Source organism: Aureimonas ureilytica DSM 18598 = NBRC 106430 (assembly GCF_000382705.1).
GTDB lineage: Bacteria > Pseudomonadota > Alphaproteobacteria > Rhizobiales > Rhizobiaceae > Aureimonas > Aureimonas ureilytica.
On sequence record NZ_ARQE01000004.1, the window covers coordinates 216,607 to 237,693 of the forward strand.

The following is a 21,087-nucleotide window of genomic DNA, read 5'->3' on the forward strand; positions in this document are numbered from 1 at the left end:
TCCTTGTAACGTTTCCAGATTGGACAACGCAGCTAGAGCGGGATGGGTGCATGGACATTCGCGCGCAGCCCTTTTGCGCCGCGTGTTCGGTAGCCGGGAAGCGATGGGGCGAAGGAGCGTGGCGCGAAAGCGCAGCCCCCGGCCAGCCTTTGTCGGTCAGCCTTCCTCGACCTCCGGCGCCTTGCGCCCGGGCGGCAGGGCGAGGCGGCCGCCGGTCATCGGCTCCGGCGCGCCGGTCGTGGTTGGATAGCTGATCGGCAGGCCGCGCAGCGAGCGCACCGCGAGATAGGCGAAGCACTCGGCCTCCACCGTGTCGCCGCGCAGACCGAGCGCGTCGGCATTCTCGACCTCGACCCGCGCGCGTTTGGCGATCTCGCGCATCAGGACCGGGTTGCGCCGCCCGCCGCCGCCCACCACCAGCCGGGTCGGACGGTGCGGCAGGAGGTCGAGCCCGCGCCCCACCATGCCGGCCGTCACGGCCGTCAGCAGCGCCGCGCCGTCCTCGGTGGACAGGCCCTCCGCCATGCCGGCCGAGAAGTCGTTGCGGTCGAGGGATTTGGGATAGGGCCGCGAGCAATAGGGGTTGGCGAGAATGCTTTCCAGCCGCGCCTCGTCCACATGCCCCTTGGCGGCGAACTGGCCGTCGCGGTCCATGTCCGCGCCCATCCGCCGGTCCATCCAGTCGTTGAGCGGGGCGTTGGCGGGGCCGGTGTCGAAGGCCTGCATCGTGCCGTCGGCGGCGACCCAGGTGACGTTGGCGACGCCCCCGAGATTGAGGAAGGCCGTGTCCTCGCCCGCCCCGATGCGGCGCAGAAGCGCGCGGTGATAAAGCGGCGCGAGCGGCGCGCCCTGCCCGCCCGCCGCCACATCGGCCGAGCGGAAATCATAGACCACGGGAATGCCGAGCCGTTCGGCCATCAGCCGGCCGTCGCCGAGCTGGCGCGTTGCGCCCCGGCGTTCGGGCGTGCGCGCCCGGTGCAGCACGGTCTGCCCATGGAAGCCGATCACGCCGACATCCTCGGCCGAGACGCCCTCGTCCTCCATCATGGCGGCGATGGCATCGGCCTGGGCGATGGTGAGCGCCCGCTCGGCTTCCGCGAAGATCTCGGGCTCGGGCCCTTCGAAGCCCCATTCGGCGGCCTCGGCCAAGGTTTCCTTGAGAAGAGGACGGATGTCGCGGCGATAGGGGGCGAGCAGGGTCGGGCCGAATTCCTCGATCCGCTCGCCATCCGTGCGCAGCATGGCAATGTCGACATTGCCGTCCAACACCGTTCCGGTCATCAGACCGATCGCCCAGATTGCCATGCGTGCTTTCCCGAATCGAAGCGAGAGTTTGCCCTTGGCTATCGCATGGGAGCGTTCGTGCCAAACTGACCATGGGTTCCAACCCGCGTCCGGTCGGTCCGCCGCTGAGGTCAGCCGACCGGCGCGCGGTCCGTGACCCGGCGCCAACGCGCCCCGTCGCTGAAGGCCAGAACCGCGCCGCCCGCCTCGTCGGAGACATAGACGATCTGCCCCGCGCCCCCTGCCGCATCAGGCAGATCGGCGCGCGCATAGGCGCCCACGCGAACCGGCCCGCCGACATCGAGCGCGCAGATCGGCGCCTCTCTGCGCCCGATGCCGACGCGGCCCGAGCCGGCCGAAACGCGCAAGGCGTCGCGAAAGCTGCCGCCATCGGCCGAAACGCGGATCGAGAGATCGTCATGGCCGGTGAGCCCGATCTCGGCCCGGCCCGACCAGTTGGACTGGAACAGGACGGAGGCCGTGCGGCCGGGCGCGGCCTTGTTGATCACCTTGCGCGCGTCGCCGCTGCCGGGCGTGCGCGCGTCATGGGTCAGAAGCTCGGCATCGGCCGCGACCGTCAGCTTGTTGTATGCGGAAGGCTCGGCGTTCACTCCGAACTGGTCGACCTGGCGGGGCCGGAACGGGCGATCCGTCCAGGCCGCGCCGTCGAACAGGAGAAAGGCGCCGGTGTCCGCGACATAGGCGATCTGCCCCGCGACGGGCGCAATCTCGACGAAGCCGCCATCCTCGAAGAGCGCCAGCGCGCCGGTCGTCATCGAGGACCAGCGCGCGCCGGACGCGCCCGCCGGCAGGATGAACAGCGCGCCTTCGGCGGCGCTCGCCGGTTCGACGCCAAGGCTGGCCGAGACCACCGCCGTCTGCACCAGCGCGTCGAGCCGGCGCATGGCGTCGTTGACGGTGAGGTGCTTCTGCGCCTGCTGCGGCAGGACGAAGGGCAGATCGAGACGAGGCGAGCGGGACATGGGCGGCGCTTTCCGTGCGGTTTCGGGAAGGCCGAAGCTTACGGGCAGGCGCGAGCCCTGCGGAAAGATCGCGGACAGATCGTGGAAAGATCGGCGCGCTTCCTCAGGGGTTCGGCCGGTCTACGATCTGCACCGCGTCGGGCGCGCCGGACGTCGCGGCCGCGCCGGAGGCCGTCGTCGCGACGCTCAGCTTCTGCTCGCGCAGGAAGATGAAGACCCCGGACGCCGTGATGACGGCCGCGCCGAGAAGCAGGCTGATCCGCGGCGTTTCCCCGAACAGCACCACGCCGAACAGGATCGCCCAGACGATCAGCGTGTATTGATAGGGCACGACCACCGAGGCCGGCGCGATCAGGAGCGAGCGATTGACGCAGGCATGGGCCACCATCGACACGATGCCGAGAAGGCCGAGGAAACCGAGATCGAAGCCGCTGGGCTGAACCCAGCCGATCGGCGCGAGAACGGCACCGGCGATCAAGGCCGCCGTCGTCTGCCACGCGATCAGCGTCGCCTCGCCGCTCTTGGCGAGAATGCGCGTCGAGATCATCAGGAGCGCGTAGCAGAAGCTGCCGGCCACCGCGATCATCGCCGGCCAGCCGGCGCTGGCGAGATCGGGACCGAGCGCGACGAGAACGCCGGCGAAACCGCAGAGAACCGCACTCCAGCGCACCCAGCCGACCCGCTCCTTCAGGATCACCGCGGAGAGCGCCGTCACGTAGATCGGCCCAGCCAGATAGAAGGTCATGACATTGGCGAGCGGCAGATAGCTCAGCGCCCAGTAGAAGAAGCCGACCTCCAGCGTCGAGCCCGCCGCGCGCAGGATCTGAAGCCCCGGTCGCGCGGGTCGCAGCACCCGCCCCCAGCCTTCGCGATGCACGAAGGGCGCGACGACGATCAGGGCGGCGATGCTGCGCAGAAGCAGGATCTGCCCGACCGTGTAGGTGCCGACCAGCCATTTGCCCATCGCGTCGTTCACCGAGAACAGGAAGACGCCGAGCATCATGAATCCGACGCCGAGAAGCGTGCTGGGCGAAGTCTTCGAAAGGGGCGACGAGGAGTTCATGGGACAGTTTCCGGGGGCCGGCGCTCCGAAAGCGCGCACAACCAGCGCCTATACCGATGATCATCGCCCTCCAAGCGAAATTGCCGCCGCGAGGCGCCTGATTTCCTTGGGGGTCGCATCGTCCGCGTGGTCGCCCGAAGTCAGGCCGGCGATCCCGCGCGAAAGGCGCGGCTGAGATAGCGCGAGCCCGCGTGGCCGAAGCGCCAGGGCTGCTCGACGCCCTTGGTGATGCCGATGCGCGGCCCCGTCGCCAGCGCGAGTTCGGGACCGGGCGCGGTCATCCGAAAGGGCGCCTCCAGAAGATCCGCGCCATCCTGCGCGCGGCTGATGCCGAGCGCCTGCGCGAGGCGTCCGGGCCCCGAGCAGAGAAGGCGCGGCGCCTCGGTTCCGCGCCGCTCGGCCATGCGCTCCAGCCCGGCGCGCGGCTCCAGCGCGCGAATCAGGACGGCGCTGCCGGGCTCCCGCGCGTCGCAGACCACGTTGAGGCACCAGTGGATGCCATAGGAGCGGTAGACATAGGCGCGCCCGACCGCGCCGAACATGGCGCGGTTGCGCTCCGTTTCGCCGCGAAAGCTGTGCGAGGCCGGATCGTCCCGCCGATAGGCCTCGGTTTCCACGATGAGCCCGCCCACCCCGTCGAGATAGAGCCCCGCCCCGATCAGCCGGGTGGCCAGCGTCACCGCGTCGAGGGCGAACCATTCGGCGGGAAAGGGCGACGGGTCGGAAGAAGGCAGGGTCATGAGGCGGGTCCGTCGCGAGGCGGCATCAGGATCGGCAACGCCGATCCGGCGGGTCTGGTTCTCAAGCCCTCGCTCGCGCTTCGATCAACCCGATTTCGGCGGCGCGCTCTCGCGGCGGGGCTTGACAGCGCGGCCCTCCCCTTCGTATATCGCGCCCATGCTCGACACGCCCCACGGCGACGGGCCCTTTCGATCGTGGCGCAAGCCGGATCGGGATGTCGCGGCCGAGGCCGCGTGATTTGGATTGGCAGTGTAGCTCAGCTGGTTAGAGCGTCGGATTCATAACCCGAAGGTCGGTGGTTCAAGTCCACCCACCGCCACCATCCTCCCTTACCCCTTCCATCTATCGATCCTCGTGCACAGACGTCGTGGCGCTCGTCTGGCATTTCCGGCCGTCTGGGGCCATGAGGGGCGGGTGTCGAATCCGTTTCGCAGCGGGTTCGATCCACGAGGCGCGAGAAGGATAGATCCATGACGACGCGACTGGCCGTGATCGGCTGTGGCCAATGGGGGCAGAATCACGTTCGCACCCTGAAGGAGATCGGCGCGCTGGCGGCGATCGCGGACGGAAATGCCGAGCGTGCGAGCGCCCTGTCGCAGCGGTTCGAGGTGCCCGCCCGCACGGTGGACGAGGTCCTCGCCGATCCCGGGATCGCCGGCGTCGTCCTGGCGCTGCCGCCCCGCCTGCACGGGCCGACGGCGCGCGCGGCGTTCCGGGCCGGCAAGGACGTCCTGATCGAGAAACCCATCGGGCTCGACCTGGCCGATGCGCAGGAAACGGCCCGCGTCGCCAAGGCCGAAGGCCGGCTTCTGATGGTCGGGCACGTCCTGCGCTTCCATCCCGTGTTCGAGGCGCTCGATGCGCTGGTGCGCGAGGGCCGCATCGGCACGGTGCGGCATATCGTGTCGACGCGGCTCGGCCTCGGGCGCTTTCTCGGCATGGACGCGGTCTGGGACCTTGCGCCGCACGATCTCTCGTTGGTTCTGCACATGGCGGGCGGCGCGCCGGACGCGGTGGACACGCTGCGGCGAACCGTTCTCAGCGACGAGACCGACGCCGCCGACATCGCGCTGCGCTTCCCGGGCGGGCTGACGGGCGAAATCCACGTGTCCCGCATCTCGCCCTATCGCGACCGGCGCTTTTCGGTGATCGGCACCAAGGGCATGATCACCTTCGACGATCTCGCGCCCGAGGGTCAGAAGCTCGCGTTCTACGGGCACGAGGTCTGGCGCGACGGATCGCATTTCGCCTTCCGGGGCGCGGATGCCGACTACCAGCCGACCGAGCCGGGCCTGCCGCTCGACCGCGAGCTGCGGCATTTTCTCCACTGCATCGAAACGCGCCAGGAGCCGCGCACGGGTTCGGCGGAAGCGGTGGAAACCGTGCGCATCCTCAATCTCGCCTCGCCTCGCGCGGCGCCGGCCTGATCGCAGGCGCGCCGCTTCGAGGGGGTGCGCCGCCGCTCAGGCGGCGCGCGAGGTCTGGCTCACCGGCTCGGTGCGGGCGATGACGCCCCCGCCGAGCACCTGCGCCCCGGCGCCCTCGCCGGCATAGAAGACGCAGGCCTGTCCGGGCGAAACGCCCTCCTCGCCCATGGCGAGTTCCACCAGGACCTGCTCGCCCTCCGCAACGAGGCGCGCCGGCGCGGGCGGGCGGGTGGAGCGAATCTTGACGAAGAGCGGCTCGCCGCGCTCCGCCGCGGTCGCGAAGCTCTCGGCTCCCAGCCAGTTCACGTCGCGCAGCGCCAGACGGCGCGTCGCCAGCGCCTCGCGCGGGCCGACCGTGACGGTGCGGCTGCGCGCGTCGATCGCCACGACGTAAAGCGGCTCGCCCGACGAGACGCCGAGCCCGCGCCGCTGGCCGATCGTAAAGTTGACGATGCCCGAATGCTGGCCGAGATGGCGCCCGTCCACATGAACGAGATCGCCCGGCGCCCCCGCATCGGGCTTCAGCTTGGCGATCACGTCGCTATAGCGCCCGTTGGCGACGAAGCAGATATCCTGGCTGTCGGGCTTGGAGGCGACGCCGAGCCCGAAGCGCGCGGCGATCTCGCGCGTCTCGGGCTTGGTCAGCCGGCCGAGGGGAAAGCGCAGGAAGTCGATCTGCGCTTGCGTCGTGGCATACAAAAAATAGCTCTGGTCGCGGTCGAGATCGGCGGGCCGGAACAGGCTGCGACGGCCGCCATTGGCGCGCGACTCGATGTAATGGCCGGTGGCCAGCGCGTCGGCGCCCAGATCCTGCGCGGTGGCCAGAAGGTCGCGGAACTTGACGGTCTGGTTGCAGGCGACGCAGGGAATCGGCGTCTCGCCCGCCAGATAGCTTTCCGCGAACGGGTTGATGACCGACTGGCGGAACTTGTCCTCGTAGTCGAGCACGTAATGGGGAATGCCGAGAATCTCGGCCGTGCGGCGCGCATCCGCGATGTCCTGCCCGGCGCAGCAGGCGCCGGCGCGCTTGGGCGTCGCGCCGCCGTCATAGAGCTGCAGCGTGATGCCGACGACGTCGTAGCCCTCGTCCTTCAGGATCGCGGCGGTGACGGACGAATCGACGCCGCCGGACATGGCGACCACGACCCGCGTATCGGCGGGCGCCTTCGGAAGATCGAGGCTGTTCAACATGGCATGGACTCTGCGAAGAACCGCACGCGGCGGCCGGTCAAAGCGCGTATGTAAGCGCTCACGCGCGCCATGCCAACCGTCTGAGGGCGCACGGCTTTTCGCTTCACTTACGAAACGGGGAGGGTCCCGGCACCGGTTCGGCGGAGTTGAGACAACCTCTTATCAAAGTCTTTCAAGGGGTTTAGCGGATTTTTTAGAAGCTAAGGGCTAGGTTTGATTCAGCGATTAGGTCTTTGCGTGAGTGTAGAGAGTTCAATGACCGATCAGGTTAGACCAAGAGTGAAATACGTCATCGGCCCGGACGGGAGCCCGCTGACGATTGCCGATCTTCCCCCGTCCAACACAAGGCGCTGGGTGATCCGACGCAAGGCCGAGGTGGTTGCCGCGGTGCGCGGGGGTCTCCTCAGTCTCGATGAAGCTTGCTCGCGCTATACGCTGACCGTCGAGGAATTCCTGTCCTGGCAGGTTTCGATCGACAGTCACGGCCTGGCCGGCCTTCGCACCACGCAGATCCAGGAATACCGCAAGAAGGCCGACCTCCACTGAAGGTCAGCCGCGCCCCGCCTGGGTGGCCCATGGGTTTTCAAGAAGGACTGGCGCGAGCCGGTCCTTTTTTATGGGCGCCTCGCTTCATTCTCGAGCCCTTACGGTCTAGCCCGACAGGCTTGTTCCAGGCTTGCATGACAAAAGGCCCGGCGCTCGCGCGCACGGGCCTTTTTTTGTGGGGTGGCGTATCGGGAGATCGGATGGGGCGAGCCGCCCTCCGAGCGTCCTCAGGCGACGGCGGGGCGACGATCCTCGACGGCCTCGCGCTGTTCCAGCTTCTCGGCATTGGCGAATTCCGCCTCGGCTTCCTCGAGGGACAAACGCGCGGCATTCATCTGAATGCGCAGGTCGCCGACCGAGTTCATCAGATTGTCGCGCCGGGTGCGGGCGGCCTTGGCGAAGGTCGGATAGGCGAAATGCGTGACGTCGGTGATTCCCGACTTCTTTTCCTCGTTGGCGATCTGGGCGTCCAATTCGGCGGCCATGCGCTCGAACTCGTTCAACATGAGCTGGAGCTGCTCGACCTGCCGGCGCTTTTCCGTCACCTTGAAACGGCTGAGTCGCATCAGGTTCTCACGTTTCGGCATCACGGTTCACTCTCCTGTTCTAGGGCTTCGCATCATGAAGCCCCGAGCCGCGTCGCGAGGGGTGGTTTCGGGCAAGGCTCGAAAGCTAGCTTTAACCACCTGTTTACGCGCGCCGTTAATCATATGCGGCGAGGATTTAAGGCTGAGTAAATCGAACGGTTCAAACGCTTCCCTTCTCCACCGGCGCGCCGCCCCGAATGTGACTTTACGGCAACGCCCTCGAACTTAAACTTCCATCATCAGAACAGTTCGAAGTGAGACCGGAAATTGAAGCGATTGTTAACCATTCAGTGCCAAGCTCCAATCCATCAGGGCACGAACACCAACCTTGTCGATTTCAAGGCGATCGACCGGGCTGACGCAGAGGGATAAGTGATGCGCGTTCTTTTGATCGAGGATGACAGCGCCGTCGCGCAAAGCATCGAACTCATGCTGAAGTCCGAGAGCTTCAACGTGTATACGACGGACTTGGGCGAAGAAGGCGTCGATCTCGGCAAGCTCTACGACTACGACATTATTCTGCTCGACCTCAATCTGCCGGACATGTCCGGCTACGAAGTCCTGCGGACGCTGCGTCTGGCCAAGGTCAAGACGCCGATCCTCATTCTCTCCGGCATGGCCGGAATCGAGGACAAGGTTCGCGGCCTCGGCTTCGGCGCCGACGACTACATGACCAAGCCCTTCCACAAGGACGAGCTGGTGGCGCGCATCCACGCCATCGTGCGCCGCTCCAAGGGCCATGCCCAGTCGGTCATCGTGACCGGCGACCTGACGGTCAATCTCGACGCCAAGACGGTCGAGGTTAACGGCCAGCGCGTCCATCTGACGGGCAAGGAATACGCCATGCTGGAGCTTCTCTCGCTCCGCAAGGGCACGACCCTGACCAAGGAAATGTTCCTCAACCATCTCTATGGCGGGATGGACGAGCCGGAACTGAAGATCATCGACGTCTTCATCTGCAAGCTGCGCAAGAAGCTGGCGACCGCCACCGACGGCAAGAACTATATCGAGACGGTCTGGGGCCGCGGCTACGTGCTGCGCGAGCCGGAAGCCGACACCCGCGCCGCCTGATCCCCTCGCCTTTCCCAAACGCAAAGCCCGCGCGCCGTTCAGGCCGCGGGCTTTTTTCGTTTCGCGAACGGGCTCGCGGTGCTCGCGAGGACCGAGTGAACACGGGGCGAGGCGCGGCGCTGACGCGCGTCGAGCCTGCGCGCCACGCGTCCCACCCCTCCCTAGCCATAGCCCTAGCCCTAGCCTCGATTGCGGTCCGCGTGACCCCTACGGATTTCCAGCACACTCGACGGTTTGGAGTAGGGCTCCGTTTACCGCGTCGGAAGGACGAAAAACATAACCTCAGATAACACTTGAAACCGCAACCTCTGCTGCGAGATTATAACTCAGGGTTCTAACCCGCACTCGTATCTTGTGGAGACGGATATGCTGAGCAACCTTCTGCCGACCACCATCAATCTCGTGGACGCCCTCCTGGGAGGGGGGAGCAGCGGCGGTTCGGGCATGACACCTGCCAACCCCACCACGGCGAACACGCCTGGCCTATCGGCCATTCTCAATCTCGACGCTCTGAATCTCTTGAACGTGAAAGCGTCCCTCGGCGTCGGCGAAAGCCTCGTCGTCAAGGACGGCAACGTCATGAAGCAGTCCGGCGGCTCACTTCTCGATCTCGGGCTGGATATCGGAAGTTCCGCAACCGGTGGTAACTCGCTGATTTCGGTCGGCGGCAAGATTCTGTCGCAGGGGCCGGGCGGGTCGCTGATCGATCTCAATCTCGGGATCGGCTCGGACGGATCGATCATCTCGGTCCCCACTCCGGGCGCGGCCGCGCCGACGCAGGACGTGTTCCGCTTCTACAACGTGGAGACGGGCGTTCATTTCTACACGGCCAGCGTCGCCGAGCGCGACAGCGTGGTGCAGAACCTGCCCCAGTTCAAATACGAGGGGAACGCCTTCGACGTGACGACCGATGTCGGCGCCGGCCCGGAGGTCTATCGCTTCTACAACGTGCAAACCAAGACGCATTTCTATACGGCGAGCGAGGTCGAGCGCGACAGCGTGCGCGCCAATCTCAGCCAGTATCAATATGAAGGCCCCGCCTACACGGCCTACGCGGACGACGGCGGCGGCAAGCACGAAGCGCTCTATCGCTTCTACAACACCGACACCGGCGCGCATTTCTACACGACCAGCGAGCAGGAAGTCGCCCAGGTCGTCCAGGCCCTGCCCCAGTTCAAATACGAAGGCATCGCCTACTACGTCGACGCGGCCTGATCCGCGCCGGCGCCGGGCAGGGCCAAGCTCGTGCCCCTCTGCCGCGCTCCGCCCGGCGCCCTCTCATCCCGCAGCATTCACGACGCCCCCGCCAACGAGGCCGGCATGTCCCATCTCGCTGAAGTGCCTGCACACACCCTCACAGACGCCAGCCCGCGACGCGCCGGAGCGCGCGTCATCCACCGCATCATCCAGAACCGTGCGTACCGCTCGGCCTATCAGCCGATCGTCGATCTCTCGACCTCCACGATCGAGGGGTTCGAATGCCTGACGCGGTTCGACGCGTCGGGCGACCGCTCGCCGGACACCTGGTTTCTGGAAGCGGCGGAAGCGGGTTTGGGAGACCGGCTGGAGGCCGATACGATCGGCTGCGCCATCCGGGCCCTGCGCATCCTGCCGCCCGGTCTCTATCTCTCGGTGAACGCCTCGCCGGGCGCGGTTCTCACCGGCGCGATCCTGCCGATCTTCGAGCGGATCGACCCGCGACGGATCGTCCTGGAACTCACCGAACACCGTCCCGTCGAGAACTACGCCGCGCTGAACGAGGCGCTCGGCCCGTTGCGGGCCAGGGGTCTTCGCGTCGCGGTGGACGATGTCGGCGCCGGCCATGCCGATCTGCAGCACCTCATCCATCTTCGGCCCGATGTCGTGAAGCTCGATATCTCGCTGACGCGCGGTCTGATCGGAAGCGAGGCGATCCACGCCCTGATCAGCGGTCTCGTCGGCTTCGCCCATGCGATCGAGAGCCGCGTGGTGGCGGAAGGCATCGAGACGCCGGCCCAGCTCCACGCCCTGAAGGCGCTCGGCATCGACGCGGGACAGGGCTTCTTCCTGGGCGCGCCGATCGGCGTCCGGCGCTAGGCAGCGGGCGGTCGGGCGGATCGGATGCCGGTGGAACGGCTCAGGCCGCGACGACGAGGAAGGGTTCGACCCAGGCCGTCAGGCTGGCGCGGTCGAAGGGGCGGAAGATGAAGCCGCTGGCCCCGGCGCGCTTGGCGCGGGTCATCAGGCCGAGATTGGATTCCACCAGCGAGACGAGGATCGGCGCCTTGCCGACCGGGCTGCCGCGCAAGGACCGCAAGGCGACGTCGACCGGCGTGCCCGGCAGGGTCGAGGACAGGAGAACGAGGTCGAACGACGTCTTGGTCATACCCAGAAGCCCCTCCGCCTCCTGCAAGCCCGACACGCCGACCGTGTCGATACGGATGCCGGAGAGAATTCGGCTGGCGACCTTCTGAACGATATTGTTCTCGTCGATAACGAGGCAGGACGGCATGGCGCGAGACTCCCGACGCAAGGCGATGAAACGACCCTAGCGTCGGCAGCTTTTCCGATCGGTTCCCAAACGCGGCGAAGGAAGCATGAACGCCGCGCGTCAAATTGGACCGATCAGTCCCGCTCGACCGTGATGACGGCCGCTTCGGTGTCCAGCGCGAGGGAAACCGTGGCGCCGCATTCGCGCGCCAGAAGCAGCGTGTAATACTGCTGCACGCCATGCGCGTCGATCGGCTCGGCCAGCGGCTCGTCGGCCAAGAGCGCCCGGAACGTCGCGGGAACGCGCAGCGGCTTGCCATTGGCCGTGACGGTGATGCGAAGGCGCGGCTCGAGTTCCTCCACCCGCACCTCGACGCGCCGGCCGCGCGGCACGGAGGCGTTGGCGATCAGCACGAGATTCAGAACCAACTTGGCGACGTTCTTGGGAACATAGGCCCGCTGCCCTTCCCAGCTCAGTTCCGCCTTCTCGAAGGACATGAAGCCCTCGGCGACGGTCTTGGCGTCGCCCATGTCGATCTGCGCGACGGTGGAGCCGGACGAGCCGTAGGCGATGCGGGCGAACTGGAGCTTGGCGACCGCGCTCTGCGTCGAACGCCGCACGAGCGCCATGGCCTCCGGGTCGTTCGGCATCTCGTCCAGAAGTTCCAGACCGGCCTGCACGGCCCCCACGGGGGAGATGATGTCGTGGCACAGGCGGCTGGCGAGAAGCGCGGCCAGATCCGGCGCGGACAAGTCGGGCAGGGTCGTCATCGGAGCTCCGTTCGTCCCGTTCGTTAAAATTGTCTGATAGCGCGCCTAACATGAGCGAGCCCGCCCGACGAGGCCGGATGCGCGCCGACACCCATTTCGGGCCGAGCCGTGCGGCAAAAGCAACAGGGCCGGCCGCTTTCGCCGCCCAATTGGGGGACGTGACTGTCCGCCCGGCGAAGGTAGGCGCGGCTTTTTCGCGCCTTTGTGCCGTTGTCTTAGCATTTCGGCAACCATGCCGCTTCTAGGCTGCGGGCTCGAAAAGCGCAGCCGCGCGCGTCCGCTCGTTATAGAGGAACCGGCTCCATGCAGCGCCTTCTCCGGCACATCCGCCCCCTGTCGCTCGCCTTCCTGACGCTCGGTGCCGTTCTCGCGCCGTCGGCCCTCGCGCCGGCCAGCGCGCAGCAATCCTCCGGCGGCTACACGATGCAGGAGATCGTCACCGAGGGACACCGCTTCTTCGGCGCGACGTCCGGCGGCCTCGCCACGGCGGTGGAGCGGGCGTTCCAGGAGCGCGGCCTGCCGAACGGCTACATTCTCGGCGAGGAAGGCTCGGGCGCGTTCATCGGCGGCTTGCGCTTCGGCGAGGGCACGCTCTTCACCAAGAACGCGGGCGAGCACAGGGTCTATTGGCAGGGCCCCTCGATCGGGCTGGATGCCGGCGGCGACGGCGCGCGCACCATGATGCTGGTCTACGACCTGCCTTCGGTGAACAGCCTCTTCGGCCGCTATGCGGGCGTGTCGGGCAGCGCCTATCTCGTGGGCGGCATCGGCATGACCTTCCTGCAGCGCGAAGCGGTCACGCTGGTGCCGATCCGCACCGGCGTCGGCGCCCGGCTCGGCGTCAATATCGGCTATCTCAAGCTGACGCCCGCCCCGACCTGGAACCCGTTCTAAAGCTCCACGCTACCCGAGCGGCGCGGCGCCGCCATATAGGCGGATGACCCGGCGCCTGGAGCCTGTCTGAAAACGCGGCAGGCTGGCCCGGCCGGGTTTTCAGACAGGCTCCGAACGCCGGCGAGCCTAGCCACGATCGCCAGGACTGGCGTAGAGAGGCGAAGGGTTCGGACCTTCGGCGACCGCGCCCGGGAGCGCAGGGACTTTGATGATCGCGACCGCCCTTATCTTCTGTCTGGGCGCCCTGTGCGCCAGTCTGATCGCGCTGTTGTTCGTGCCGCTGGTCTGGCGGCGCGCCCAGCGCCTCGCGCGGCGCGAGTTCGACGCGACCATCCCGACCAGCGTCAACGAGATTCGCGCCGAGATGGATCTCGTGCGCGCCACCTCCGCCTTTTCGCTGCGGCGCGAGGAGCGGCGGGCGCGGGAGGTCAGCGAGAAGGCGGCGCGAGAGCGCGGCGAAGCCGGCCGCGTGATCCTCGAGAACGGCCATCTTCTGGCACGCCAGAAGGAGCTGGAAGAAACGCTCACCCAGCGCGACATGCATGTCTCGGCGCTAGACGAGCGGTTGCGCGCCGTGGTCGGCGAGCGCGACGAGCTGTTGCGCGCGCATCAGGAGCTGCGCGCGCGGCTGCAAGGGCGCTCGGAGGAACTCGAAGCCCTCGCGCTGCGCCATCAGGCGCTGAAGGAGCGCGCGGCGGAAGACCACCAGCGCCTCGGCTTGGCCGACGCGCATATCGCCAAGCTGGAAGAGGCTCTGCGCCTCGCGCGCGCACCCGGCGCCCCCACGCTCCCGAGCGCGAAGCCGAGCGCCGTCGCGCCGCCGCCCCCGCCGCCGCAACCCGCCCCACCGATCGAAGCCGCTCCCATTGCCGCGAAGCCGGAGCGCGGCGGGACGCCCCGCAGCGGCAGCGAGCGGCTGCGCGCCGTGCTGAAAAGCCGGGCGGATGTCGGCACGCCCGCAGCGCCGCTGCCCGTAGCCGCGCCCGTCCCCATGCCGAACCCCGTCGCCGCGCCCGCGAGCTTCGCGGCGGATGGAAACGAGAATGCCGAGATCCGCGAGCGGATCAGCGACATCGCCGCCCGCGTGATCCAGAAGGAAATCGAAACGGAGGGCGCGAACTCGCCGCTGCGCGCGCTCATCGAACAGCCCGAGCCGGTGCGCGAGGGCGCGCCGAGCCTGGCGAGTCGCGTTCGGGCGCTTCTTTCGGCAGGCGAAGCGAGCCCCGGCGACAGCGCGCCTTCGCGCGAAGCCGCGCCCATGCCCGCGCCCGCCGCGCTTCTGGCGGCCACGACGCCCGACGCGCCGCCGGCCCCCGCCCCAACCGTGGTGGCTAAGCCGGCTTCTGGCGCAGCGAAAAGAAATGGTGGAGGGCGATCGCGGCCGAAGTCGCGACGTTGAGACTGTCGAGGCCCGGCGCCATGGCGATGCGCAAGGTCTCGCCGCGCGCCAGAAGCGCGGCGTCGAGCCCATCGCCTTCCGTTCCCAGGAACAGGGCGCGGGGCTTGGTGTCGCGCAAGCCATGCAGCGCCTTCGCCCCGCCGGGCGAGAAGAACAGGCATTCGAAGCCGAGCGCCGCGAGCCTTGTCCGGATCGCGTCCGGCGCGCCCATCCGGCGGAAGGGCACCGTCAGCACCGAGCCGACCGACACGCGAATGGCCTTGCGGTAGAGCGGGTCGCAGGCGCGCTCGTCGAGAAGGATCGCCCCGGCGCCGAACGCATCGGCATTGCGGAACAGCGCGCCCATATTGTCGTGGTTGGACAGACCGCAGGCCACCACGACGACGCCCGCCTCGTCCCGGATCGCCGCCAAGCGCCGGTCCCAGTCCTCCTCCGGGTCGGGTGCCGGCTCTCCATAGGCCAGAACGCCGCGATGCACCGGGAAGCCGGCGATGGCGTCGAAGACCTCCGCCCCCGCGATATAGATCGGCACGTCCGGCCCGAAGGGCGCCAGACGCTCCGACAGGCCCTCCAGGCGGTTTTCCAGGATCAGGAGCGCCCGCGTGCGAAAGCGCGTGGAGCGGGCGAGTTGGTCGAGAACGACGCTCCCCTCCCCGATGAACCCGTCGCGCCCGCGCACGTCCCGATCGCGCACCGCCCGAAACGGCTCGATGCGCGGATCGGCCGGATCGAGAATGCGCAAGGGTTGTCTCATGGCGTCCTGACTTTCAGACGAGAAGGCGAGGCAAGGGTGCGACGAAGCGTCGGGCGGCGCGGGAAGGCCATGCGCCGGCAAGGCTTGTCCTGTATGGACGCTCCCATGTCCAGCATCGAGACCCAAAGCGGCGAAACCGCGCTCTACGGCCCCGTCAAAGCCTTTCTGGAAACGCTCGGCTTCGACGTGAAGGGCGAGATCGGCGCCTGCGACCTTCTCGGCCTGCGCGACGGAAAGCCCGTCTTCGCCGTGGTCTGCGAGCTGAAGCTTCAGTTCAACCTCGAACTCGTGCTGCAAGGCGTCGACCGCGCGCCGGCCGTGGACGAGGTCTGGCTCGCGGCGCGCCTGTCGACGCGCGGCAAGGGGCGCGAAGGCGACCGGCGCTTTCGCGATCTCTGCCGGCGGCTCGGCTTCGGCCTCATCGGCGTCGATGCGAGCGACCGGGTGCATGTGCTCCTGTCGCCCGAATCCCCTGCCCCGCGTCGCAACGCCAAGCGCCGCTCGCGGCTTCTCGCCGAGCACCGGCGGCGCGAGGGCGATCCGTCCGTCGGCGGGGTCACGCGTCGGCCGATCATGACGGCCTATCGGCAGGAGGCGCTGCGCTGCGCGGCGGGGCTCGCGGCGGGCGCCAGCCGCCCGCGCGATCTGCGCCCCGCCTGCCCGCGCGCCCAGACGATTCTCGCCCGCAACGTCTATGGCTGGTTCGAGAACACCGCGCGCGGCGTCTATGCGTTGACGCCGGCCGGCGTCGAGGCCTTGGCGCGCTGGCCGCAGCCTGCACCCATTCCGGCTCCAGCTCCGGCTTTGGCTCCGGCATTGGCGAACGAAGCGCCGCTGCCTGCGTTGCGGGAGGCATGATCTTCTTCACCGCCGACACGCATTTCACCGACCCGCGCGTCCTGCGCCTGGACAAGCGCCCCTTTCCCGATCTCGCCACGCATGACGCGGCGCTGATCGAAGCCTGGAACGCCGCCGTCGGCGAGGATGACGACGTCTGGCATCTCGGCGATTTCGCGCGCGGCGGCGCCGACCACAAGGCGGCGCTGCTCGGCCGCCTTCACGGCCGCAAGCATCTCGTGCTCGGCAACAATGACGACGAGGCGACGGCGCGGGCGGGCGGATGGGAAAGCGTCTCGGCCTATCGTGAGATGGAGCTGGACGGGCGGAAGCTGGTGCTCTGCCATTACGCCTTCCGCACCTGGAACGGCAGCGGCAAGGGCGCGCTCGATCTGCATGGTCATTCGCATGGGCGGCTGGCGCCGATGACGGGTCAGTACGACGTGGGGGTGGATGTCTTCCGATTCCGGCCGGTCACGCTGCCGGAGATTCTCGTGTCGCGGCGACGGCGCGCGAAGCGGGACGAGATCAGCCCGAAATCTTGACCGAGATGTCGCGCAAGGCCCGCACGATCGAGGCGGGCGGATAGGGCTTGGCGAAGAAGAGCCCGTTTTCGGGCAGGTCTTCCTTGGCGACCTTCACATGACCGGAGGCGATGAAGATCGAGACCGGGGGCCAGCGGTCCCGCACGGCGCGCGCGAGCTTCAGCCCGTCCATCGAGCCGGGCATGTCCACGTCGGTGAACAGGACGCGAATGTCGGAATGGCGTTCGAGAAGTCGGATCGCCTCGTCCGCGTTGGAGGCCGCATAGGCCTTGAACCCGGCTTCTTCCACGAGATCGACGGCGTCCCACAGGAGAAGCGGCTCATCTTCCACCACGAGAACGGCGAATGTGTTGGGATCGAAAGACTGGGCCATGGAGAAAAGAATGTTGCAGCGGGTGTTCTGGTTCAGAGGACGAGGCATGAGGCTTCGAGCCGGTTTCGAGTTTGCCGATGAAGGCTCAACAGAGTCCTGCCTGCACGGATTTTCCTCCGTTCGTCCACGAAACAATCGATTGCCAGACACCGGCTCGGGCCGCAGTCCGGCGGCGAAACCCACGTGTCACGACGGTCTCGTCAAGAGATAGGTCGCGACCCCGAGGAGAACCACCCCGACGCCCGCCAATAGCATGGGGGAGGCTCCGGTCAGCGCCAGAAGCGCAAAGCTCGCCGTCATGGACAGGACGGCGAGACCCTTGGCGCGGCGGGGCACGGCGCGCCGCTCGCGCCAGTCGCGCAGATGCGGGCCGAAGCGCGGGTCCCGCTCCACCCGGGCCGCCCATTCGGGAGACCCGCGCCCGAAGGCCCACACGGCCAGAAGCGCGAAGGGCGTCGCCGGCAGGCCCGGCAGGATCACGCCCGCGACGGCGAGCGCCAGACAGGCGAAGCCGAGGCCCCGGTAGAGAAGCCGCGCGAGCGGCCCGGGCGCCGGACGAAGCGCGCCCGGTGCGTCGCTCCCCATTTCCGGCTCGGCCCTGCGGCGCTCGGACAAGACGCCCTCCCCTGCGATCAACGAGGCTCCTCCGTCAAGGACACGCCAGACAAGCGCGAAAACTCAAGCGGAAGACGTTTGGCGACGCAAGCCGTTCCCTGCCCGACGCCCATCGGGCGCGATTCGGAGCGGAGCGGAACCGCGCTTTCCGGCGCGCGCCTTGCCGCACCCCTGCAAAGAAGCGTTTCGATATCCCAAATAGGGGGAAGACGGCGCCGCATGGCGTCGTTAACCTGACGATTCGCAACGCCGCCCCTTGCCGGGGCGGTCAGGGGACAAAAGGACGCCATCATGGAGCCGATCCTCATCGCCACCATCGCCACCGCCCTTCTGGGCGCAGCGGCCGTGCTTCAGGCCGCCCGCCCGGCGCGCGCGCCCGCCAAGGTGACGGCCAAGTCGCGCAAGCGATAAGCGAGCCGAGGCGGGTCCTCCCGGTTTTCCAGCATCGGGCCGCCGCCCGGAAAGGCGCGGCTCTCTCGGGCTTTCCAGTGAAGCCGATCGGCCCGTGGCTTGCACTGGCCGAGAGAACTGCGTGGCAGGTCCCGCGCCCGGCGAGAAGCGTCAGCGATTGACCACCGCGAGGCTGAGGCGCTGGGACGGCAGGTCGTCCTCGATCCGGTCTCGCCCGTTGCGCTTGGCCTCGTAGACGAGGCGGTCCGCCCGCCGCAAAGCATCTTCCAGCGGCTCGGCCTCAGCGCGCATCGTCGCCCCGAAGGACGCCGTCTGATGTCCCGCAATCCCCGTCGGCGACCAGTCGAAGCGCCGCATGGCGGCGCGAAGGCTTTCCGCCGTGGCGCGGACATGGCGGGCGGGCATGTCGGCGAGGTGGACGACGAACTCCTCGCCGCCGGTTCGCGAGACGACGCCGGACGATCCGACGACGTCCTGCGCGAGATCGGCGAAGGCCACGAGCAAACGGTCGCCGGCCTCGTGGCCCCAGGTGTCGTTCACCTGCTTGAAGCGGTCGAGATCGCAGCAGATCACCCCGCCGGCCTGCCCCGCCGTTGCACGGCCGGCGATCGCCGCAAGGCCGCGGCGGTTCAGAAGGCCTGTCAGCGGATCGACGAGCGCGTCCCGGCGATAGCCGTCCACGAGATCCGACACGGTGCCGGAGAGGGCGAGGATGGCGAAGACGAGGCTCGTCAAAAGCGCCCCGCCGAACATCAGCTCGCTATAGTCCGTGGTGAAGAAGGCCTCGGGACGAGCGTCCCCGACGGTCAGCTGCACGCTCGCGGCCAGAAGCACGTTCTGGATCACGACGACCCACAGGACCACGAGAAGCCCTCGATCGATCCGCCTCGCCGGCCAGCACCGCGCGGTGACGAGCGCGAATCCCAGTTGCAGCGCGCAGGTCAGGTCCGAGGCGAGCGTTTCCGCCGGCAGGCTTTCGGCGACGAAGATGCCGTAGGCCGGCGCGACGATCCCGACCCCCAGAAGGGCGATCCGCGCGCGAAACAGGCGCGGGCCGCCGAAGCGAAACACGACGGCGCAGGCATAGCTGAAGAAGGCCAGCGCGAAGAACGCGTCGGCCATGAAGGCGATGATCTGGGTGGGAATCAGGACGTCCGTCGCGGGGAAACCGAACGCCGCCGCCGACAGGAGGAAGCCGAGCCCCCAGAAGAGGGACTCCCGCGCCGCGCCCAGCTTTCGTGCGGCGAGAAACAGGACCCCGAAGGCCGCCATCACCACGGGCACGGCGAAGCCGAGGCCTGGATCCATTCTGCGCTACCCTTCCGCGCCGAAACGCGCGATCCGCGTTCCGTAAAAGCCTAGCGGCCAGCGGTTGCGGAAGCGTTTCGAGGTGACGAACAGGCCGCCTGAATTTCACGACGCCACACCGTCGCGAGGCACGACGATCCCGACTCGACGCCGACAAGCTCGACAGACGAGCCGAATGCCGCTTGGAGCACAACAAATCAAAACTGATGGGGAAATTTGACTGGTACGCCCAAGGGGAATCGAACCCCTGTTTGCGCCGTGAGAGGGCGCCGTCCTAACCGCTAGACGATGGGCGCGAACCAGTGAGAGGGTGTATAGCCGCGCCGTTCGGGCGTGGCAAGCGCTTTTATTGCGCGGACGAATTTTTCTCCGATCCGTCGAAAACGAGCGGGTAGCGCGAGAGGATACGGCGCGAGGGCCGGTCCACGAGGAGAATTTCCTCCGAATCGCCGATCGCCACCCGAAGGAGGATCGTCTCGCCGCTGAGGCTCGTCTCCACGACGCGGGCGCCGACGGGCAGCGAGATCGGCCCGCCGCCTTCGGCCAACGACGCGGTGGCCGGGCCGGCGCTGCGATAGACAACGGCGCTCAGAACCGCGATAAGGCCGACGAAAAGCACGGCGATCGATAGCGCCAGAAGCCGCACCATCTTGCGACGGATCTTCTCGAAGGCCGGGTCCAGGGGGGGCTGCGCACCCGTTTCGTCGCTCATGCCGTTATTGTCCAGATACTCGTGGAGGTTCCCATTCCGGCTGTTGGTACAAGCGGACCGGAAGCGGGCGCAAGCCGCTTCCTCGTTTCCGATGAGGATGCCGGCAAGCGGCTCGACCAGTTCCTGGCGCAGGCCCTCGCCGGCGACCTGTCGCGCTCGCGCGTCCAGTCGCTGATCGAGGCCGGCCAGGTGAGCGTCGACGACGTCGCCGCCCTGTCGCCCAAGCGCCGGGTGCAGCCGGGCGAAAGCGTCGCGCTCGTCATGCCCGAGCCGGAAGCGCCCGACCCCGAGCCCGAGAACATTCCGCTCGACATCCTCTACGAGGACGCCGACCTCGTGGTGCTCGACAAGCCGGCGGGGCTCGTCGTCCATCCGGGGCCGGGCAACTGGACGGGAACGCTCGTCAACGCGCTCCTCTTCCATTGCGGCGACACGCTGTCGGGCATCGGCGGCGTGCGCCGGCCGGGCATCGTGCATCGGCTCGACAAGGACACGAGCGGCGTCATGGTGGTCGCCAAGAACGACCTCGCCCATCGCTCGCTCGCCGAACAGTTCGCCGCCCATGGCGCGGACGGGCGCATGGAGCGCGCCTATCAGGCCGTGGTCTGGGGCATTCCCTCGCGCCCGATCGGCACGGTGGAGGCCGCGCTCGGCCGCTCCAATTCCGACCGCACCAAGCGCACCGTCGTGCCGGCCGGCCGCCCCGACGCGCGCCATGCGGTGACGCATTTCGAGGTGCTGGAGCGCTATGGCGAGGGCAACACCAGCGCCTCGCTCGTCGCCTGCATTCTCGAAACAGGGCGCACGCATCAGATCCGCGTCCACATGGCCCATATCGACCATCCGCTGATCGGCGACGAAACCTACGGCGCGCATTTCAAGAGCAAGGCGCGCAAGTTCGGCACTGCAGCCGAAACCGTCGCGGGTTTTCCGCGTCAGGCGCTCCACGCCTTCCGCCTCGCCTTCGAGCATCCCTCCACCGGCGAGGCGATGGAATTCGAGACCGAACTTCCCGACGATCTCTCGGAACTCGTGGAGGCGCTTCGACATTTCACACCCGACGCCACTTGAGGGCAGCGGGTCGCAGCGAGTTCGAAACGCCCCGC

23 protein-coding genes and 2 tRNA genes are annotated in these 21,087 nt (G+C 67.9%); 11 read left to right on the plus strand and 14 right to left on the minus strand.

Annotated features, from left to right (window positions below; translation table 11 throughout):
• Positions 1-156: 156 nt before the first annotated feature.
• From B146_RS0111035 to B146_RS0111050, 4 genes are all read right to left on the minus strand, one after another.
• Entirely contained in the window at positions 157-1,305 is a 1,149-nt protein-coding gene (locus B146_RS0111035) for an anhydro-N-acetylmuramic acid kinase (RefSeq protein ID WP_019996501.1), read from the minus strand.
• Positions 1,306-1,415: 110 nt separating this feature from the next.
• Positions 1,416-2,267: a DUF2793 domain-containing protein gene (locus B146_RS0111040; protein ID WP_019996502.1), complete on the minus strand. Its 852-nt coding sequence runs from the start codon at positions 2,265-2,267 to the stop codon at positions 1,416-1,418.
• A 103-nt stretch (positions 2,268-2,370) separates the two neighbouring features.
• Positions 2,371-3,330: a DMT family transporter gene (locus B146_RS0111045; RefSeq protein ID WP_019996503.1), complete on the minus strand. Its 960-nt coding sequence runs from the start codon at positions 3,328-3,330 to the stop codon at positions 2,371-2,373.
• Between the two features lie 140 nt (positions 3,331-3,470).
• Positions 3,471-4,070, minus strand: coding sequence for a DNA-3-methyladenine glycosylase (locus tag B146_RS0111050; protein ID WP_019996504.1), 600 nt, complete (start codon positions 4,068-4,070; stop codon positions 3,471-3,473).
• A gap of 246 nt (positions 4,071-4,316) precedes the next feature.
• Between B146_RS0111050 and B146_RS0111055 the strand changes: the two genes are divergently transcribed.
• Both B146_RS0111055 and B146_RS0111060 read left to right on the plus strand, forming a co-directional pair.
• Positions 4,317-4,393, plus strand: a tRNA-Met gene (locus B146_RS0111055).
• 148 nt (positions 4,394-4,541) lie between these two features.
• Positions 4,542-5,498 carry a Gfo/Idh/MocA family protein gene (locus B146_RS0111060; protein ID WP_019996505.1) on the plus strand — a complete coding sequence of 319 codons (957 nt, stop codon included), beginning with the start codon at positions 4,542-4,544 and terminating at the stop codon, positions 5,496-5,498.
• Positions 5,499-5,534: 36 nt separating this feature from the next.
• Here B146_RS0111060 and mnmA read toward each other — a convergent pair whose 3' ends face one another.
• Positions 5,535-6,689 carry a tRNA 2-thiouridine(34) synthase MnmA gene (mnmA, locus tag B146_RS0111065; RefSeq protein WP_019996506.1) on the minus strand — a complete coding sequence of 385 codons (1,155 nt, stop codon included), beginning with the start codon at positions 6,687-6,689 and terminating at the stop codon, positions 5,535-5,537.
• Positions 6,690-6,944: 255 nt separating this feature from the next.
• Between mnmA and sciP the strand changes: the two genes are divergently transcribed.
• The gene (gene sciP / locus B146_RS0111070) at positions 6,945-7,235 is read left to right on the plus strand and encodes a CtrA inhibitor SciP (protein ID WP_026358527.1); all 291 of its coding nucleotides are present in this window, start codon (positions 6,945-6,947) and stop codon (positions 7,233-7,235) included.
• Between the two features lie 227 nt (positions 7,236-7,462).
• On the opposite strand, the gene B146_RS0111075 is transcribed toward sciP, so the two are convergent.
• A complete protein-coding gene (locus tag B146_RS0111075) occupies positions 7,463-7,822 on the minus strand; it encodes a flagellar FliJ family protein (protein WP_019996508.1) in 360 nt (119 codons plus the stop codon).
• 375 nt (positions 7,823-8,197) lie between these two features.
• Between B146_RS0111075 and ctrA the strand changes: the two genes are divergently transcribed.
• The 3 genes from ctrA (at position 8,198) to B146_RS25750 (ending at position 10,969) form a co-directional block, all read left to right on the plus strand.
• Complete coding sequence (gene ctrA / locus B146_RS0111080; protein ID WP_019996509.1) at positions 8,198-8,893, plus strand: response regulator transcription factor CtrA; 696 nt, start codon at positions 8,198-8,200, stop codon at positions 8,891-8,893.
• 366 nt (positions 8,894-9,259) lie between these two features.
• A complete protein-coding gene (locus B146_RS0111085; protein WP_019996510.1) occupies positions 9,260-10,108 on the plus strand; it encodes a hypothetical protein in 849 nt (282 codons plus the stop codon).
• Between the two features lie 105 nt (positions 10,109-10,213).
• Positions 10,214-10,969, plus strand: coding sequence for an EAL domain-containing protein (locus B146_RS25750; RefSeq protein ID WP_019996511.1), 756 nt, complete (start codon positions 10,214-10,216; stop codon positions 10,967-10,969).
• Between the two features lie 40 nt (positions 10,970-11,009).
• Here the strand turns inward: B146_RS25750 and B146_RS0111095 are convergent, their stop codons facing one another.
• Positions 11,010-11,384, minus strand: coding sequence for a response regulator (locus B146_RS0111095; protein ID WP_019996512.1), 375 nt, complete (start codon positions 11,382-11,384; stop codon positions 11,010-11,012).
• A 113-nt stretch (positions 11,385-11,497) separates the two neighbouring features.
• Positions 11,498-12,133 carry a histidine phosphotransferase ChpT gene (gene chpT / locus B146_RS0111100; protein ID WP_019996513.1) on the minus strand — a complete coding sequence of 212 codons (636 nt, stop codon included), beginning with the start codon at positions 12,131-12,133 and terminating at the stop codon, positions 11,498-11,500.
• A 303-nt stretch (positions 12,134-12,436) separates the two neighbouring features.
• Between chpT and B146_RS0111105 the strand changes: the two genes are divergently transcribed.
• Both B146_RS0111105 and B146_RS0111110 read left to right on the plus strand, forming a co-directional pair.
• Complete coding sequence (locus B146_RS0111105) at positions 12,437-13,027, plus strand: DUF1134 domain-containing protein (RefSeq protein WP_019996514.1); 591 nt, start codon at positions 12,437-12,439, stop codon at positions 13,025-13,027.
• Between the two features lie 208 nt (positions 13,028-13,235).
• Positions 13,236-14,426, plus strand: a complete 1,191-nt coding sequence (locus B146_RS0111110) for a hypothetical protein (RefSeq protein WP_019996515.1) — start codon at positions 13,236-13,238, stop codon at positions 14,424-14,426.
• Here B146_RS0111110 and B146_RS0111115 read toward each other — a convergent pair.
• Positions 14,359-15,180, minus strand: coding sequence for a TrmH family RNA methyltransferase (locus B146_RS0111115; RefSeq protein WP_026358528.1), 822 nt, complete (start codon positions 15,178-15,180; stop codon positions 14,359-14,361). The two genes, B146_RS0111110 and B146_RS0111115, sit on opposite strands and share 68 nt — an antisense overlap.
• 105 nt (positions 15,181-15,285) lie before the next feature.
• On the opposite strand from B146_RS0111115, the gene B146_RS0111120 reads away from it, so the two are divergent.
• Entirely contained in the window at positions 15,286-16,038 is a 753-nt protein-coding gene (locus tag B146_RS0111120; protein ID WP_155897457.1) for a DUF2161 domain-containing phosphodiesterase, read from the plus strand.
• Positions 16,035-16,562: a metallophosphoesterase gene (locus B146_RS25755; RefSeq protein WP_019996518.1), complete on the plus strand. Its 528-nt coding sequence runs from the start codon at positions 16,035-16,037 to the stop codon at positions 16,560-16,562. Before B146_RS0111120 ends, B146_RS25755 begins: the two co-directional genes overlap by 4 nt.
• On the opposite strand, the gene B146_RS0111130 is transcribed toward B146_RS25755, so the two are convergent.
• From B146_RS0111130 to B146_RS25760, 5 genes are all read right to left on the minus strand, one after another.
• Entirely contained in the window at positions 16,546-16,983 is a 438-nt protein-coding gene (locus B146_RS0111130) for a response regulator (protein WP_019996519.1), read from the minus strand. The two genes, B146_RS25755 and B146_RS0111130, sit on opposite strands and share 17 nt — an antisense overlap.
• Before the next feature lie 138 nt (positions 16,984-17,121).
• Positions 17,122-17,550, minus strand: a complete 429-nt coding sequence (locus tag B146_RS0111135) for a YbaN family protein (RefSeq protein WP_202814987.1) — start codon at positions 17,548-17,550, stop codon at positions 17,122-17,124.
• 561 nt (positions 17,551-18,111) lie between these two features.
• Positions 18,112-19,269, minus strand: coding sequence for a GGDEF domain-containing protein (locus B146_RS0111145; protein ID WP_019996522.1), 1,158 nt, complete (start codon positions 19,267-19,269; stop codon positions 18,112-18,114).
• 221 nt (positions 19,270-19,490) lie between these two features.
• Positions 19,491-19,565: transfer RNA gene (locus tag B146_RS0111150), tRNA-Glu, on the minus strand.
• Positions 19,566-19,615: 50 nt separating this feature from the next.
• Positions 19,616-19,981: a hypothetical protein gene (locus B146_RS25760; RefSeq protein WP_019996523.1), complete on the minus strand. Its 366-nt coding sequence runs from the start codon at positions 19,979-19,981 to the stop codon at positions 19,616-19,618.
• A 21-nt stretch (positions 19,982-20,002) separates the two neighbouring features.
• Here B146_RS25760 and B146_RS0111160 point away from each other — a divergent pair, with 21 nt between their 5' ends.
• Positions 20,003-21,052, plus strand: a complete 1,050-nt coding sequence (locus B146_RS0111160; RefSeq protein ID WP_019996524.1) for an RluA family pseudouridine synthase — start codon at positions 20,003-20,005, stop codon at positions 21,050-21,052.
• The last annotated feature ends 35 nt before the right edge of the window (positions 21,053-21,087 follow it).